The sequence below is a fragment of the Arthrobacter sp. TRD_SC_6 genome, from assembly GCF_055361185.1.
This window is the reverse complement of sequence record NZ_CM143953.1, coordinates 1,863,684-1,879,386: the sequence shown is the minus strand read 5'-3', so window position 1 is coordinate 1,879,386 and position 15,703 is coordinate 1,863,684. Positions and strand designations below refer to the sequence as shown.

Sequence of the window (15,703 nt, the reverse complement as noted above, 5' to 3'; positions counted from 1 at the left end):
TGGAGCCTGCGTGGCGGACGGGCTACGACACCGCAGCCTAACTGGTACGCCATTTTAGCTATCAATATTGGGACTTTCCCAAGAAGCCAGGTTGCAAGGGGGTCACATCGTAGGGGCGAGCCCCGCTATGGGTACCCTGAAGGAGTGACTTTTCCCGTAATTGGTGTGGTGGGCGGCGGCCAGTTGGCTCGAATGATGGCTCCTCCCGCCGTCGAACTTGGTATTGAACTGCGCGTCCTCGCCGAAGGCCCCGATGTTTCGGCCGTAGCCGCAGTGGCACATTCGACGGTTGGGGACTACACCAACCTCGATGATCTGCTTCGGTTCGCCGACGGCGTCGATGTCCTGACCTTCGACCACGAACACGTCCCAGGCGACCATTTGCGCGCACTTGTCGACGCCGGCGTCAACGTGCACCCGCAGCCCGAAGCCCTCCGCCACGCCCAGGACAAATTGGTGATGCGCGCCGCCATTGACCGGCTTGGCCTGCCGAACCCTCGCTGGACTGCGGTCTCAACGCCTGAGCAGTTGCGCACATTCGGCGACTCAATCGGCTGGCCAGTGGTGCTGAAGACCCCGCGCGGAGGCTACGACGGCAAAGGCGTACGGATCATCGACTCGGCAGTTGCAGTCAGCGAGGCAGCAGGCTGGTTCGGCAATTCACCACTGCTCGCCGAAGAGAAGGTCGCCTTCACCCGTGAACTCTCAGCTCTCGTTGCGCGGTCGTCGCAGGGCGAGATCCGGGCCTGGCCTGTGGTCCACTCGATTCAGGTCAATGGTGTCTGCGACCAGGTGATAGCCCCCGCCCAGGAACTGCCCCACGAGCGCGCGAAGGCCGCTGCGGACGCAGCCATGCGGATCGCGGAGGAGCTCGACGTCACCGGAGTAATGGCCGTCGAGCTGTTCGAGGTACCGGACTCTGAACACGGATTCCTCATCAACGAACTCGCCATGCGCCCGCACAATTCGGGGCACTGGACCATGGACGGCGCTGTGACCGGCCAATTCGAACAGCACCTGCGCGCGGTGCTTGGACTGCCACTCGGTGACCCTGTGCTTGCCGGCGGTGTCGTGGTGATGAAGAACGTCCTCGGCGGTGATAACCCCGAGCTGTACGGTGCCTACCCCGCCGCACTGGGCGCCGAACCTGCCGCGAAGATCCACACCTACGGCAAGGGTGTCCGTCCCGGGCGCAAAATCGGGCATGTCAATGCGATGGCGTTGCCGGGAGAGACCACCGCACAGGTCGCCGAGCGTGCTGAACGCGCCGCTGCCATCCTTCGGGACGGACGCGACCCCGGAAAGGAAACACTGTGAACCAATCCCCTACCGGGGCCCAAGTGGGCCTCGTCATGGGCTCGGACTCCGACTGGCCCGTTATGGAAGCCGCTGCGCAGGCACTCGATGAGTTCGGAGTTTCATACGAGGCCGACGTCGTCTCAGCCCACCGCATGCCCGAGGACATGGTGGCCTACGGGCGCGAGGCTGCCGGGCGGGGACTGCGGGTGATCATCGCGGGTGCCGGCGGGGCCGCGCACCTTCCCGGAATGCTGGCGTCCCTGACCACACTGCCCGTGATCGGCGTTCCGGTGCCGCTGAAGCACCTGGACGGAATGGACTCGCTTCTTTCGATCGTGCAGATGCCAGCGGGTATCCCGGTGGCTACCGTGTCCGTTGGCGGCGCGCGTAACGCCGGGCTCCTCGCCGTTCGTATTCTCGCCTCCGGTCAGGGGCCGCAGGCGCAGGAGCTGTCCGGCCAGCTCAATGAGTTCGCGCGCACGCTGCGGCAGACCGCGCTGGACAAGGGTGCCGCGCTGCGCGCCCGCGCAGGCAGTAACGACGGCGGCGCATGAGTCGGGCTGTTCACCCGGGGCGCCCCTCCGAGCGGACCCTCCTCACGGATCCGGTGCGCTACCCGGAGTCGGCACAGCCGCATATCCGGACCAAACGTGCTTTCTTCCTCCTTATCCTCACTCTGCTGATTCCCGGCTCCGCGCAGATCGTTGCCGGCGACCGCAGGCTCGGAAGACGTGCCCTGCGCGTCACGCTCGCGGCTTGGCTCCTGGTGATTGCCGCCGTCGTCGTCGCAGTGGTCAACCGGCAGGCGCTGGTGAGCCTTGTGACCCACGAATGGCTGTCGCTGGTTCTGATCGCCGCGCTGGTGATACTTGCCATCGCCTGGGCTTTCCTCTTCCTCAACACGCTGCGCATCATCCGCCCGCCGCTCCTCAACAGGGGCATGCGGCCGGCGGTCGCAGCCGCCCTGGCCGTGCTCATGCTGCTGACCAGCGGCAGCCTCGGATACGCCGCATACCTGCTAAACGTTGGGCGGAGCACGTTCGGGAGCATCTTCCAGGCAGGACCGGCCTTCGATCCCGTTGAAGGCCGCTACAACTTCCTGCTCATGGGCGGCGACGCCGGAGAGGACCGCACCGGGCGGCGCCCTGACAGCATCTCCGTCATCAGCGTGGATGCCGAATCCGGTGCCGCAGTGACTTTCAGCATTCCGCGTGACTTCCAGAACGCGCCGTTCTCGGAGGGGTCGCCACTTTGGGAGCTGTGGCCGGACGGATACAACTGCGGCAACGAGTGCATCATCAACAGCCTGTACCCGACGGTCTCGCAGGACTATCCGGACATTTATCCGGAGGCGGAAGATCCTGGAGCGGAGGCCATGATGGACGCCGCAAGCGGCATCCTTGGCATCGAGGTGCAGGCCTACATTCTCGTGGACATGGCCGGCTTCGAGCAGCTGGTTGACGCGATGGGCGGCATCACCATCAACGCCGGCGGTTGGGTGCCCATCACCTCCACGGAGATTCCCGGTACCGAACCAAAGCGGTACAACCCTCCATCGGAGTGGATCGCGCCGGGCGTGCAGAACCTCGACGGCTACCATGCCCTCTGGTACGCGCGTTCACGCGAATATGCCACCGATTACTCCCGCATCCGCCGCCAGCAGTGCGTTCAGGCTGCGATGATCGCACAGCTCGACCCTGCAACAGTCCTCACACGCTTCCAGGAGATCGCCTCTGCCGGCACGCAGATCGTCGAGACGGACGTTCCCCGAGATCAGCTGGGCAGCTTCGTGGACCTGGCGTTGAAGGCGAAGAACAACGACGTCGGCCGCCTCACCATCGGTGCGCCTGACTTCGGCGAGCCGGGTGACCTGTTCTCCACCTACCCGGACTTCGACCAGATCCACCAGCGGGTGCAGGAAACCCTCGCCCAGGCCTCCCCTGAGTCCCCTGAAGCTTCCGGAGCTACCGGAGCTACCGGAGCTACCGGGTCAGTGGCCATCGAACGCGCGGCACTGATCGGCTCCCTGCCGGCGCAGATCGCCCCCGGTGAATTGAGCGAGGAGTACCTGCACCAACTGGCGCTCAACCAGGACTGGGCAACACTGGAATCTCTGCTGGCCGACAATGGGGACTGCAGCCCCGCTTAGGGAATGGACACTGGATGTACAAGCTCGACAACCCGCTGCGCCCCTACGCCTGGGGCTCAACCACGGCCATCGCCGAACTGCTGGACCGCAGCCCGTCCGGCGGACCGGAGGCCGAGCTCTGGATCGGCGCCCACCCCGATTCACCTTCTGTGGTCCTCGGTCATGGGGATACGAATCTGGGGCTCGATGACCTCATCAAGACCGATCCGGACCGGACGCTCGGTGCACCAAGCCGCGCCGCGTTCGGGGACCGGTTGCCCTTCCTGATGAAGATCCTCGCCGCGGCTGCCCCGTTGTCCCTTCAGGTGCACCCGAGCCTCGTCCAGGCCCGTGAGGGTTTCGCTGCTGAGAATGCGGCAGGTATCCCGCAGGACGCAGCGCACCGGAACTACCGGGATGCCTTCCACAAACCGGAACTGATCTTCGCGCTCACCGGCTTCGAAGCACTGTGCGGATTCCGTCCGGTTTCGCAGTCCGTTGAGATCTTCACGCGGCTTGTGAAGCTGGCCGGACAGCACAACGGCCGGGCTCCGGCCATCCTCGAGTCCGTTGTGCGTGACCTTTCCATCCCCGAGGCTGCACGCGCCCTGCGCGAGGCGTTCACCCGGCTGCTCACCGGTGGCCCGGAGACGACGGCGGCGGTGGACGCCGTCGTCGGCGTACTGGAGGGTCTGGCGGAGCTGACTGAAGGCGACGACGCCCTCCTGTCCGAAGCCGCCGCAACGGTACTTGAGCTGAACAGGCACCACCCTGGGGATCCTGGTGTCCTGGTGTCGCTGCTGCTCAACCGCGTCCGGCTTGAACCGGGCCAGGCCCTCTACCTGCCTGCGGGAAACGTGCACGCCTACCTTGAGGGGCTCGGTGTGGAGGTCATGGCCTCCTCCGACAATGTGCTCCGCGGGGGGCTCACCCCGAAGCACGTCGACCTCACTGAACTGCTCAAGACCGTCGGCTTTGAGCCGCTCGAGTTGCCCCTGCTCACTCCTGAGCCGACTCCCCTCGGCCAGGAACTGTACTGCCCGCCCTTCGACGAGTTTCAGCTGCAGCGAATCGAATTGCCGGTCGAGATTGGCGACAGTGCAGCCTCAGCCGACGTGCCGCTGGCACAGAACGGGGCTGCCGTCGTCGTCGTCGTTCAGGGTTCGGTGGTGCTCGACTCCCCCAAGGGTGACCTGCTCCTGCACCGCGGCGAGAGCGCGTTCATCCCCGCGAACGAGTCGCCGGTCATGGTCAGGCGCGCCTCGGACACCACGCACGACGACGACGGCTCCGCTCTCGCGTTCGCCGTCACCGTGGGCGCTGCGGCCGATTCCAACCCAGGCGGGCTGGGACCGTTCAGGGGCGCGGACGAACGGACGCTGTCTTAGCCTTGAGCCCCGCAAGAGTGCGCCTCCCGACGGAGAGACCGCGCCGCGCGAGCGGCATGGCCTTCGCGTACGCCGGGTAAAGGGGCGAGAGCGGCTTGTCCCAGGTACCCATCAGCAGGTTCTCGTGCTTGGCCCAGCCCATCTTGAACTTCGAGACGCCGTCATTGAGCAGGCCGTTGAAGTCGTAGCGCTGGACGCCACGCTCCTTCATCTTCTGGATCGCCAGCCACTTCAACGCGTAGTTGGCGCGCAGCCGCTCGCCTTCTTCGGTCATTCCCCCGTACAGCTCGAAGGCCGTGTGTCCGCTTGCCGAAAGCCAGAGGAAGGCGACCACAGTGGTGCCCTGGAAGGCTGCCAAGACCGGCGAAGCGTCCCCCAGGTTCTCGAAGATGTCCAGGTAGTAGCGGTCCTCGTGGATTCCGAAGCCCGCGCGCTCGGACGTTTCCCTGTACACGGCAAGGCAGTCGGTAAGTTCCTCCCGGGTGACCTCGCGAAACTGCAGTTCCTCGCGACCCGATTTGCGGATGTACTGGCGGTGCTTCTTGGACATGCCCGCAAGCAGCTCGTCCTCGCTGAGGCTGAGGTCCAGTATCAGGGTCCGCGGGATCAGGATGGTGTTCTGCGTGGGACGGAACCCGGCAGCCCGCACGGCTCCGGAGTATTCCGAATCCGCATCCCAGTCTGGTTCGATGCTCAGCACGGACCCTGCGTAGGCTTCGCGGGCGTGATCCGCCACCGTTTCCAACACCGGTTGTGCATCCTCGGCGGCGCATGCCGGGCCGCGCGGGATGTACACCATCGCCTTGAAGGGAAACGGCAGGCGGCGCACGAGGAGTTGGACGCACGCCACCCTGCGGCCGTCCCGGCTCACGATCAAACGATCGACCTGCCAGCCATGCTGCGCCTTGGTCTGACCCCACCCCCACAGTTGCTGGGGGTGGCCGCCAAGGGAGTTGACGGCAGCGTCCCATTCGGCACGGTCCCGGCACAGGTCGATCAACAAAGTCATGAAGACCAGCCTACTTGCCGAGGGACCCGCGCCGAGCGTCAGCGAGACTCGCGCGGTGCCGGGACCCGCGCCGAGCGCTAGCGAGGTATGGGAGCTTAGCTGATACGCGCGTAGCTCTCCCACTTGTGGGCCTGGTGCTCGCCGTCTACCACTCGGATGGTGCCCGACTTCGAGCGCATCACGATCGACTGGGTGAGAACCTTGCCCTTGTTGTAACGGACACCGCGCAGCAGGTCACCGTCGGTGATTCCCGTCGCAGCGAAGTAGCAGTTGTCGCTGGTCACCAGGTCATTGGTGGAGAGCACACGGTCGAGGTCGTGTCCGGCGTCGAGCGCCTTCTGCTTCTCGTCGTCGCTCGTTGGCCACAGGCGGCCCTGGATCACACCGCCCAGGGACTTGATGGCGCAGGCCGCGACGATGCCTTCAGGAGTGCCGCCGATGCCCATCAATGCGTCGATGTCCGTTCCTTCGCGTGCGGCCGCGATGGCGCCTGCGACGTCCCCGTCCATCAGGAACCGGGTGCGGGCACCGGCGTCGCGGATTTCCTGAACCAGCGGGCGGTGCCTGTCGCGGTCAAGGATCATCACGTTGATCTGGCTGACCCGCTTGCCCTTTGCCTTCGCGATCAGGTGCAGGTTCTGCTTGACGGGGAGCCGCAGATCCACCATGTCAGCAGCTTCCGGTCCGGTGACCAGTTTCTCCATATAGAACACGGCGGAGGGGTCAAACATGGTGCCGCGCTCCGCGACCGCCAGAACGGCCAGCGCATTGTTGATGCCGAGTGCAGTCAAGCGGGTGCCGTCGATGGGGTCAACAGCGACATCACACTCGGGGCCGCTGCCATCGCCGACGCGCTCGCCGTTGTACAGCATGGGGGCTTCATCCTTTTCGCCCTCGCCGATGACCACCACGCCGTTGAAGTGGACCGTTGAGAGGAGGGAGCGCATTGCGTCCACTGCGGCGCCGTCAGCCTTGTTCTTGTCACCGAATCCGACCCAGTGCCCGCCTGCAATTGCTGCTGCCTCGGTCACCCGCACCAGTTCGAGCGCAAGGTTGCGGTCCGGCTCGTCATCCCCCACCGCCAATGCCGGTGAAAGGGTGGAATACTGCGCTGCCTTTGCGGTGTTGGACACGTGTTACCTCATCATCGAATTAGACGGTTCCTTCTTCGCCAATCATAGTGCGGTCCAGCCCCGCAGCCACGATCCGTGACGTACGCGGTTGGTGCGCGACCGGTGCTCCCTGGTTGGGATGGTGGACGCAGCGTGGGTGACAATGGAGGTGTGAGTGATGCGCAGGAAAACCAGCAGCAGGCACCGGTGACTCCGGTGCTCACCAGTAAGCAGGCCAAACGTGCCAACGCTTCGGCGGTGGGAATGCTCATCGCAACCGCGGTCACCCTGGCGCTCGTCTTCTTCGTCGTTCTGCTGAATCCCACCCACACTGCCGAGACCTACACCCGGGATATCGACGTCGCCACCGTGGCCGAGGAAGCGGAAGCCTCCGCCGGGTACCAACCGGTAGCGGCGGAACTTCCGGATGGCTGGACTGCGAATTTCGCCCGTTGGACCGGTGCGTCGGCCAACGGCGTCGGGTTCTGGGAAGTGGGATATCTCACCCCGGGTGAACAGTTCGTCCAGGTCACCCAGACAGATCAATCGAACCCGACCTGGCTCTCGCAGCGCCTCGAGGAGGCCCAACCCTCCGGCCAACGCGAGATCGACGGCGTCACCTGGGAATTTCTCGACAGCGCCTCGGGTGATGCTTTCCTTACCGCGGAGATTGGTGGGTTCACCGTGATTCTCAACGGCACCGCTGACCTCGCGGAGTTCGATGTGCTCGGCGAAGCTGTCGCGGACTCACTCTAGAGAACCCCTCTCCGGAAGCGCCGGGTTCAGGGTTCGTCATGGAAGCGGCCTACCCGGATCGACGCGAAGTACAGTGATCGGGTGAACACGCAACTTACTCCCGCGGAAGCCTGGCAGAAACTGAGCGATGGAAATGCCCGCTTCATTTCCGCAGAAGCCTCCCATCCCAACCAGGATGCAACCCGCCGCGCTTCGCTGGTGGAAACCCAGAACCCGTACGCGGTCATCTTCGGCTGCTCCGATTCCCGGCTGGCAGCAGAGATCATCTTCGACGTCGGCCTCGGTGACATCTTCGTGGTGCGTACGGCCGGCCAGGTGATCGACGACGCCGTTCTCGGCTCGCTTGAGTACAGCGTGAGCGTATTGAATGTTCCGCTCATCATTGTCCTCGGTCATGATTCCTGCGGTGCGGTTGCGGCAACCATGAGCGCCATAGACAGCGGCAGCATGCCTCCCGGCTTCATCCGGGACCTGGTCGAGCGGATCACACCCTCGGTGCTCACCTCGCGCCGCAACGGGGTAACGGACGTCAACGGGACAGTGGTTGAGCACATCAAGCAGACCGCCAGCCGCCTGGTTGATTCCTCCCGCGTGCTGAGCGACGCCGTTGACCAGGGGGCTACCGCCGTCGTCGGTGTTGCCTACCGGCTCGAGGAGGGCAAGGCGGAGCTGGTAGCTGACTTCGGTTCCGCAACGCAGGGCCCGCCAGCGCTTAGCTGAATTTGTGGGCGCGCCGAGCCACGGGCGAGAATTGGCCCATGACGACTGAGACCCCGGACAACCCTGCCAACCTCGAATACCGCATAGAACACGACACCATGGGTGAGGTGAGGGTTCCCGCCAAGGCGCTCTACCGTGCACAGACGCAGCGCGCCGTGGAGAATTTCCCCATCTCCGGCAAAACCCTTGAGCCGGCCCATATCGAGGCTCTGGCGCGGATCAAGAAAGCGGCCGCGACGGCCAATGCCGAACTCGGTGTGCTCGACGCCGATCTCGCGCGGGCCATCGAATCGGCGGCAGATGAGGTGGCTGCCGGGAAGTACGACGGCGACTTCCCGATTGACGTGTTCCAGACCGGTTCCGGGACATCCTCGAACATGAACACCAACGAGGTCATCGCTGAACTCGCAACCCGTGCGCTGAAGGCTGGCGGCAGCGACAAGGTGGTCCACCCGAACGACCACGTCAATGCCTCGCAGTCCTCCAATGACGTGTTTCCAACATCGGTGCACGTTGCTGCCACTTCAGCGCTGATCAATGACCTGATTCCCGCGCTTGAATACCTCGCGGAATCGCTTGAGCGGAAGGCTGAGGAGTTCGCGGGCGTCGTCAAGTCCGGCCGCACCCACCTGATGGACGCCACCCCCGTGACGCTGGGCCAGGAGTTCGGGGGCTACGCAGCGCAGGTCCGCTATGGAATCGAACGCATCAACGCTTCCCTCCCCCGGGTCGCCGAGGTTCCCCTCGGCGGCACAGCCGTCGGCACCGGCATCAACACCCCGGCCGGCTTCTCTGCCCGCGTGATCGAGCTCCTCGCCGGGGACACCGGGCTACCGCTGACCGAGGCTCGCAACCACTTCGAGGCCCAGGCCAACCGCGACGGGCTCATCGAGGCCTCCGGGCAGCTGCGCAACATCGCCTACTCCTTCATGAAGATCAACAACGATCTGCGGTGGATGGGATCAGGACCCAACACGGGCCTTGGCGAGATCGCGATTCCGGATCTTCAGCCGGGCTCGTCGATCATGCCCGGCAAGGTCAACCCCGTGATCTGCGAGGCCGCGATCATGGTCGCAGCCCAGGTCATCGGCAATGACACCACCATTGCCCTCTCCTCCACCAACGGAGCGTTCGAGCTCAACGTCGGAATCCCCGTGATGGCTGCGAACCTGCTGGAATCCATCCGCCTGCTCACCAACACCAGCCGGGTCATGGCCGACAAGATGATCGACGGCCTGACGGCCAATGAGGAGCGTGCGCGTTTCCTGGCCGAGGCCTCCCCCTCGATCGTCACGCCGCTCAACAAGTACATCGGCTACGAGAACGCGGCGAAGATCGCCAAGAAGGCCGTAGCAGAGGGGCTCACGGTGCGGGAGGCCGTCGTCGCACTCGGTTATGTCGAGCGCGGTGAACTGACCGAGGCGCAGCTGGACGAAGCGCTGGACGTCCTCTCCATGACGCGGCCGCCGCAGTAATTCGTCGTTGCCAATCGACTCAGCAGGAATAGCTACTATCGAGCGCCATTTCCAGCTATTTCTGTTGAGTCGATGATCAGGCAGTGAAACGCGAGGGCCCGGACGGTGTAAACCATCCGGACCCTCGCGTTGTATTCCAGGGACTGGTTGCCTTAGCGGGCGGGACCTACCACCTTCAGCCGATCCCAACCGAGCAGCTCTCCACCTGCGGTGTGGATGACCAGCCGGTTGTCACCCGGCTTGGTGCCCTCCGGCGTGGTTACTGCCACAGTGCCCTCGGCGGAGACCAGGTGCCACCCGAGCGATTCCTCGCGAAGGTAGACGTGCACCCACTCGCCGTCCGGGAGGTTGGACAGCGTTACCTCCGAAGCTCCGCGCGGGAACTTCTGCTTGCCGAGGCCGAGGTCAAGCTGGTTCTCCTCCGTCAGATCGTCCTCTGCGGGGACGTCCGGCGTGTCGCTGGGCTTCACGAGATCACCGGGAGCCGGCTCGTCACCGGTGTAGGCAATGCTCGGTGCGACCGGGCGGTCCATGCCCTCACCCAGGAAGTATGAGGTGTGAGGAGGCTGGTTGTAGGAAGTGTTCTGCCACGCGACGCCGAGCCGGTAGACCGGATCGGATTGCAGGGTCCGCAACCGGTGATCGGTGACGTTCACAGTGGTGGCGATACGCAGCGCGGTTGAATCATCAGTCCGCGTCACGATCTCTTCGCGCCAGTCGCCGAACAGATCCGCCTGCAGCGCAGGGGTGCCCTTCGTGTCATTACCGGTCAACGTTCCGTCAGCCCGGTAGATCACCTCGGAGGTGCCGGATTCCGGAATCCATTTGGAGATCGTCGGAACGCCTGTGCGGGTTGCCTCCGTCCAGTCGTGGTCGGTGATCTCCCGCAGGAGGTCTCCATCCCACCAGGTCAGGAAGTTGGCGGCGGGGATCTGCTCCGAAAGCAGTTCTCCGTCACTGGCGCGCACCTGTCCAACACGGGAGTTCCAGGCGGCGTCGCCGCCGATGGCCCAGCCCTCCGCGCCGGCGTGACGCGGATCGATGTCCGCCATGGCTGCACGGCCGGTGTCGCGTGTAGCCGGGATGGACCACAGCACCTCACCGGTCGCAGCGTCCCGGAACGTTGCCCCGGTACCGCCCGAGGCGCCGATGTCCTCATGCGCAGCGAATACTTCGAGCCCCGCCCGAGCCGGATCGAAATCGGAGACATGCAGCGCGTCACCGTGGCCGAGGCCCGTGTTGTAGAGCGGCGTGCCGTCGTCGTCGATCGTCATGGACCCGAAGACAATCTCATCCTTCTGGTCGTTGTCGACGTCCGCAACCGAGAACTGGTGGTTGCCCTGCCCGCGGTACTCGTCCCCTGACTCGTTGGAGTCAAAGGTCCACCGTGAGGTGAGGGAGGTGCCGTCGAAATCGTACGCAGCGATCACTGTCCGGGTGTAGTAACCGCGGCTGAAGATCACGCTCGGCTTCTCACCGTCGAGGTACGCGACGCCGGCCAGGAAGCGGTCAACCCGGTTCCCGTAGGCATCGCCCCACGAACCGACGTCGCCGCGTGCAGGGATGTAGTCAGTCGTGTCGACTGCCGCACCAGTTGCGCCATTGAAGACGGTGACGAATTCGGGTCCGGTGAGAACGTAGCCGCTTGAGTTGCGGTAGTCGGCACGTGCGTCGCCGATGACCGTTCCTGCTCCGTCGACGGTTCCGTCCGCTGTCTTCATAGTGACCTCGGCCTTTCCGTCGCCGTCGAGGTCGAACACCTGGAACTGCGTGTAGTGTGCGCCGGCCCGGATGTTCTTGCCCAGGTCAATGCGCCACAGGCGGGTGCCGTCGAGCTTGTAGGCATCGACATACACGTTGCCCGTGTAGCCGGCCCGGGAGTTGTCCTGCGAGTTGCTCGGATCCCACTTGAGGACTATCTCGTACTCGCCGTCTCCGTCGAGGTCACCGATCGATGCGTCGTTGGCACGGTAGCTGTAGGGCTGGCCGTCCTTCGTGTAGGCATCAGCCGGCTTGTCCAGCGGGATATCAAGTGTCTGGGAGTCCCAGACCGAGAAGTCCTCGGTGGCCCAGCGCTCAGTGCCGTTCACCACTGTGCTGATGCGGTAGGTTGCATCGGCGTTGCCGTCGGCGTCGAGCAGGTTGGTGCTGTCGGTGACCGGCTCGGTGGTGATGCGATCGCCGTCGCGGTAGACGTGGAACCCGATTTCCTCGGGATCCAGGCCCAGCATGCGCCAGCCAACGTAGATGCCTTCTTCGGACGCCACGGCGACCGGCGAGCGGTCGAGCCGCTCGGCCTGCCGCACCAGGGTGGTGACAGCGGGTGAGGTGACGGTTTCGGATTTTTCTGAGACACCGCCGGCGTTGACAGCCCCAACCGCGTAGACGTACTCCACTGTTGTCAGCACGTCGGTGTCCTTGTAGGTGGGTTCCTCTGCGCGCCCTACCAGTTTCAGCTCACCAACCGAGCCGTCGGGCAGCGGATCCGCACGGAACACCTGGTAGAACAAGGCGCCCTCAGAAGGCTTCCAGGTGATGGTGACGTCGTTCTTGTTCACCTCACCGACCGCCAGGTCCGTGGGAACGGGAGCCTTCGCAACATCCTCATCAACCGTGGTCAGCTGCAGCGCGTTCGAGGGAACGGACTCAGCTCCGGCCGCGTCCAGTGCAACCACCGTATAGACGTACTCGAGGCCGATGTCAGCGGTCGTGTCAACGAATGACGTTCCGTCCACGTCCCCGAGCGCCTCAGGGCTGGCAGCTCCTGCGGACTGACGGTACACACGGTAGGCTGTGGCGTCGTCGTTCCCGCTCCAGCTCAGCGATACGGCGACGGAGCTGCCGTCGATTGTGACGTCGTCGGCAGCGAGATTCGTCGGTGCGAGCAGCAGCGGCGTGATCTCGATGCCGTTCAGGCGCGAGGACGCCCCGGTCATCACAAGATTGATCTGCCCGTCGGTCACCAGGACCGGCTGGCTGATCTTCTGCGAAACAGCACCGCGGCCCGCGTTCGACGCGCCGAAGTCCCTGCCTTCGATCTGCACGTTGGACCGGCTGGTTCCGATCCAGTCACCGTTGTAGGTCTTTACGGCGTAGGAGCCGTTCGGGACGTCAACAACGAATTCGTGGGTGGGACTTGGCAGCAGGAAGTCACGCTCGAGGTCGGTGGGCGGCGGATCGAAGTTGTTTCCGCGGTCGCGGCCGCCCATGCCGGCGGTTGAAAGGAACCCCCACCCGATGTCCTCGGTGTAGACCGATCCAAGGTTCACCTCGGTGTAGCCCGGCATCAGCGGGTTGCCCGCCAATTGAACGTCGAACTTGTAGAGCGGAGCCTTGGTGGTGATGCGTACCGCTTGCGACGGCGCGGAGTCACCCCGCCCGTTGACGGCCACGACACGAAGGTCGTAGGACTCGCCCTCATCGAGGCCGCCAACCGAAGCCAGCGGAAGCGTCGACGTGGTCATGAGTGCATAGGCTTCGTCGCCGTCGTCGGCCTTCTTCACGAAGATCTTGTAGATGTCGGCGCCTTCCACGGCGTCCCAGGTCAGCTGGGCGCCGGCGTTGGAAACGCTTCCGGCTACCACCCCTGTGGGTGCCGCCGGAACTTCGGCGGGAGGCTCAACCGCTTCGACCTCTGCGGCAAGCGGGATGTCCAGCTTGGCCACGTCGGTAGCTACCAGTCGGGCCATCTGAATGGCGCCGTATTCCTGGAAGTGGGTGTCATCCACTGTTCCGTTGGGACGGTTAGCGTACACGCCGGCGGGCACGTGCAGGAACACTGACTTTGCGGCCTCCGCACCGATTTCGGTGAGGTAGGCCCGGCTGGATGCCGACAGGTCCACGAGCGGAGTGCCGGTTTCAGCGGCAAGGCCCGACGCCGCCTCGACGTACTGGGGGAAGGAAACGTTCGCTTCGCCCTCGGCGTTGTAGGACCGGCGGGAAACCGGGGTGACGATCACCGGCGTTGCACCGCGCTGTGTGGCACCGTCAACGAAGGTGCGAAGGTACTCGTAGTAGTCACCCGGAGCTGCCCAGCGGTCATCGACGCCGTAACTGTTGTCGTTATGGCCGAACTGCACGAACAGGTAATCGCCGGGACGAATGTCCAGCAGCACCTCGTCGAGGCGGCCCTGGCTGATGAAGTTCTTGGCACTGCGCCCGCCGATGGCCTTGTTTTCGACCGTCACCTCATCCGAGAGGAAGCGGTCGATCATCTGACCCCAACCGGCTTGTGGGACGAAGTCGGCTGTGTAGCTCTGGACGGTGGAGTCACCGGTTATCCAGGCGGTCGGTTCGGTACCGGCTTCGCTGGGAGTCTTCTGGGTGAGGACAAGCGAGTTGAGGTTAGCGGCAGTGCCCCCGAAATCAAGGTTCAGTTGTCCGTCGACAATGGCGATGTCGAAGGCCATTTCCAGGTATTCGCCCGCGGGCTTCGCGGTCTGCTGCACCTTGTTCATCTGTTCGGCAATGATCGCAATGTCAGTAGCGCCCTGGGCGTCACCGGCGATGAGGTCAACCGAATAGTTGCCGTTTGGCAGGTCAACCACCAACTCGGTGTCGCCCACGGTGGCGAAATCCGAGCGGGTGGCATCTGCAGTACCGCGGTCGGTTGCAGTGACCTTCGATACGTCGACGAATCCGGCGCGGTTCCCGGCCGTGTAGGCCGTCGTCGCATCGATACGGACGGCTCCTGGCGCGGTTTGCCCGCTGCCGAGATCGAAGGAGAGGACGCCGCTGTCCGGGAGGGTTGGTGCGTCGCCGCTGAGGCTTGAGACAGCAACAGCCGACGACGGTGAGAGCCCATCTGCGCCACGCGCCTGCACTTTGTAGAAGTGGGCCTTGGTGGTGTCGACGGGATCGGTGAGGTAGACCACGCGCTCGGCTGTCTCCCCTACCTTCGTGTATGGTCCGCTGGCCGTCTCGGCACGCGTGACGACATAACCGGTTGCTCCACTGACCTCGTTCCAGCGAAGAGTGACTGCCTCCCCGGTTACGTTGGACATCCGCACGGACTGCGGCGCGGCGAGCGCGGACACAGGCTCTTCGGGCTCGGGCTCGGGCTCCGGCTCGGGCTCCGGCTCTGCTTCAACTGAAGTGACCACAATGCCGTTTACATAGGCGCCCGCACCTTCCCCGGTGAGGCCGATGGTGAGCTGGCCGTCCTCGACCGTGGTCTGCCAGGTCTGCTCGGAGACGGCCTGCCGTGCCTGAACGGTTCCAGCGGGCGCTCCTTCCAGGCTGACATTCGTTTTCGTGGTGCTGGTGCCGGGAAGCTGATCGCCCGAAAGGACGCGAACGCTGTAAGCGCCGTTCGGTACATCCACCGCGAACCCCCAGGCGGTGGCGAGCACAAAATCATTCTTCAGGGGATCAGCAGGCTCCGTCGTGCGGGCGCGGGAGATCGGAGCGATTGAGTCAGCGGGAACAATGCCGTACCCGGTTTCCGCCGAATACCGGTTCGATTCGGCTATCCCTGTCCAGCCTTCCGCGACGGGACTTGCGCTGGTTCCGAAATCGAAGGACCAGGTAGTGGGTGGATCAGCCGCTATGGCTGGTGTAGTAGTTACACAGAGACCGAATATGGCGGTCCCCGCGATCAGCGTGCGCACGGGGGTTGCGCGCAGAGATCCGAGGGTCATGGAATCACACCTTCTGTTTCGACAGTGAAATCGTCCGGGTGGTACGAGCGCTGGTTCAATGTCTGAATCGATTCATTAATGAAACGATTCACGCCCAGCTCAGCCAGCCTAACGGTGATAGCGGTCACATACAAGCAAAATGACGAAAAGATGGAAAGCGTTTTCTAGGCGGACACG

The 15,703-nt window shown here is 64.2% G+C and carries 10 protein-coding genes; 7 read left to right on the top strand and 3 right to left on the bottom strand.

The features are described 5' to 3' along the window. Positions 1-144 precede the first annotated feature (144 nt). Genes ACWA1U_RS09105 through manA form a run of 4 tightly spaced genes read left to right on the top strand, consistent with a single transcriptional unit; the run spans position 145 to position 4,815 of the window. The gene (locus ACWA1U_RS09105; RefSeq protein ID WP_463721886.1) at positions 145-1,317 is read left to right on the top strand and encodes a 5-(carboxyamino)imidazole ribonucleotide synthase; all 1,173 of its coding nucleotides are present in this window, start codon (positions 145-147) and stop codon (positions 1,315-1,317) included. A 35-nt stretch (positions 1,318-1,352) separates the two neighbouring features. Further along, complete coding sequence (gene purE / locus ACWA1U_RS09100) at positions 1,353-1,853, top strand: 5-(carboxyamino)imidazole ribonucleotide mutase (protein WP_463724994.1); 501 nt, start codon at positions 1,353-1,355, stop codon at positions 1,851-1,853. Next, positions 1,850-3,448: an LCP family protein gene (locus tag ACWA1U_RS09095; protein WP_463721885.1), complete on the top strand. Its 1,599-nt coding sequence runs from the start codon at positions 1,850-1,852 to the stop codon at positions 3,446-3,448. The genes purE and ACWA1U_RS09095 overlap by 4 nt, the downstream gene beginning before the upstream one ends. Before the next feature lie 14 nt (positions 3,449-3,462). Then, the gene (gene manA / locus ACWA1U_RS09090) at positions 3,463-4,815 is read left to right on the top strand and encodes a mannose-6-phosphate isomerase, class I (protein ID WP_463721884.1); all 1,353 of its coding nucleotides are present in this window, start codon (positions 3,463-3,465) and stop codon (positions 4,813-4,815) included. Here the strand turns inward: manA and ACWA1U_RS09085 are convergent. Together ACWA1U_RS09085 and glpX are read right to left on the bottom strand one after the other, a co-directional pair. Further along, on the bottom strand, positions 4,784-5,824 hold the full coding sequence (locus tag ACWA1U_RS09085; protein ID WP_463721883.1) for a lipid II:glycine glycyltransferase FemX: 1,041 nt from the start codon (positions 5,822-5,824) through the stop codon (positions 4,784-4,786). The genes manA and ACWA1U_RS09085 overlap by 32 nt on opposite strands. A 95-nt stretch (positions 5,825-5,919) precedes the next feature. Next, positions 5,920-6,957, bottom strand: coding sequence for a class II fructose-bisphosphatase (glpX, locus tag ACWA1U_RS09080; RefSeq protein WP_463721882.1), 1,038 nt, complete (start codon positions 6,955-6,957; stop codon positions 5,920-5,922). Positions 6,958-7,107: 150 nt separating this feature from the next. Between glpX and ACWA1U_RS09075 the strand changes: the two genes are divergently transcribed. The 3 genes from ACWA1U_RS09075 to ACWA1U_RS09065 all read left to right on the top strand — a co-directional run bounded on the left by ACWA1U_RS09075 (position 7,108) and on the right by ACWA1U_RS09065 (position 9,887). Then, positions 7,108-7,692, top strand: coding sequence for a DUF4245 domain-containing protein (locus tag ACWA1U_RS09075; RefSeq protein WP_463721881.1), 585 nt, complete (start codon positions 7,108-7,110; stop codon positions 7,690-7,692). An 81-nt stretch (positions 7,693-7,773) separates the two neighbouring features. Next, complete coding sequence (locus ACWA1U_RS09070; RefSeq protein ID WP_463721880.1) at positions 7,774-8,412, top strand: carbonic anhydrase; 639 nt, start codon at positions 7,774-7,776, stop codon at positions 8,410-8,412. A 38-nt stretch (positions 8,413-8,450) separates the two neighbouring features. Then, positions 8,451-9,887: a class II fumarate hydratase gene (locus ACWA1U_RS09065; RefSeq protein ID WP_463721879.1), complete on the top strand. Its 1,437-nt coding sequence runs from the start codon at positions 8,451-8,453 to the stop codon at positions 9,885-9,887. Between the two features lie 152 nt (positions 9,888-10,039). Here the strand turns inward: ACWA1U_RS09065 and ACWA1U_RS09060 are convergent, their stop codons facing one another. Then, entirely contained in the window at positions 10,040-15,526 is a 5,487-nt protein-coding gene (locus ACWA1U_RS09060; protein WP_463721878.1) for a rhamnogalacturonan lyase family protein, read from the bottom strand. Positions 15,527-15,703 lie beyond the last annotated feature (177 nt).